Consider the following 1,230-nt stretch of genomic DNA (forward strand, 5'->3'; position numbering starts at 1 on the left):
GCCGCGCGGCCGGCGCGTCCGGGCGGGCCCTCGCGGGCACCGCACGGGCCCTGACCACACTGTCGGCGGTGGACCTGCAGGCCGCCGTCGAGGGGACCGTGCTCGGCTCCTACACGTTCGACCGGTACAAGTCCGAGCCCGGCACGGCCCCGGTCGGCACGCTCGACGTGGCCGCCCCCGAGGAGGGCACGACCCGCGCGCACCGGGCCACGCTCAAGGCCGCCGGCACGATCGCCGAGGCGGTGACGGTGGCCCGTGACCTGGTCAACACCCCGCCGAACGATCTCTACCCCGGCTCGTTCGCCGACCGGGCACGGGAGCTGGCCGAGGACGCGGGCGTCGACTTCGAGGTGCTGGACGAGAAGGCACTCGCGCGCAAGGGATTCGGCGGGATCCTCGGGGTCGGCGGTGGCTCGTCCCGTCCGCCACGCCTGCTGCGGCTGCGGTACCGCGGCCCGAAGGCGAAGAAGACGGTCGCCCTCATCGGGAAGGGGATCACCTTCGACACCGGCGGTATCTCGATCAAGCCCGCCGCCGGCATGGACGAGATGACCTCGGACATGGCCGGCGCCGCGGCCGTGCTCGCGTCCGTGCTGCTGGCCGCGAAACTCAAGTACCCGCTGGAGGTCGTCGCCCACATCCCGCTCGCGGAGAACATGCCCTCGGCGACCGCGTACCGCCCGGGTGACGTGCTGACGATGTACGGCGGTAAGACCGTGGAGGTGCTCAACACCGACGCGGAGGGGCGCCTGGTCCTGGCCGACGCGATCGTGCGTGCCTGCGAGGAGGATCCGGACTACCTGGTCGAGACCTCCACCCTGACCGGGGCGCAGAAGGTGGCGCTGGGCAACCGCACCCCCGGGGTCATGGGCGAGGAGGAGTTCCGCGACCGGGTGGCCGACCTCGCGCGGGCCACCGGGGAGAACGGCTGGCCGATGCCGCTGCCCGGGGAACTGCGCTCCGACCTGGACTCCAAGCTGGCCGACATCGCCAACGTCAGCGGGCAGCGCTGGGGTGGGATGCTCGCGGCGGGGCACTTCCTGCGGGAGTTCGTCGCGGACGGCGTGCCGTGGACCCACATCGACGTCGCGGGCCCCGCCTACCACACGGGTTCGCCGTGGGGCTACACCGGCAAGGGTGGCACCGGGGTCCCGGTGCGCACGATCGCGGCCGTGCTGGCCGACGTCGCCGACAACGGCTGACCCGCGCCCGACCCGTCCGCCGGGGCCG

Annotated in this window: 1 protein-coding gene; it reads left to right on the top strand. The window is 73.7% G+C overall.

Annotation, left to right across the window (positions count from 1 at the left end; all coding sequences use genetic code 11):
• Positions 1-1,202, top strand: a 1,202-nt coding sequence (locus SACHA_RS22465; protein ID WP_019811104.1) for a leucyl aminopeptidase, incomplete at its 5' end; no start/stop codon positions are given.
• Between the last annotated feature and the right edge of the window lie 28 nt (positions 1,203-1,230).

It is taken from the genome of Saccharomonospora halophila 8 (assembly GCF_000383775.1).
GTDB lineage: Bacteria > Actinomycetota > Actinomycetes > Mycobacteriales > Pseudonocardiaceae > Saccharomonospora > Saccharomonospora halophila.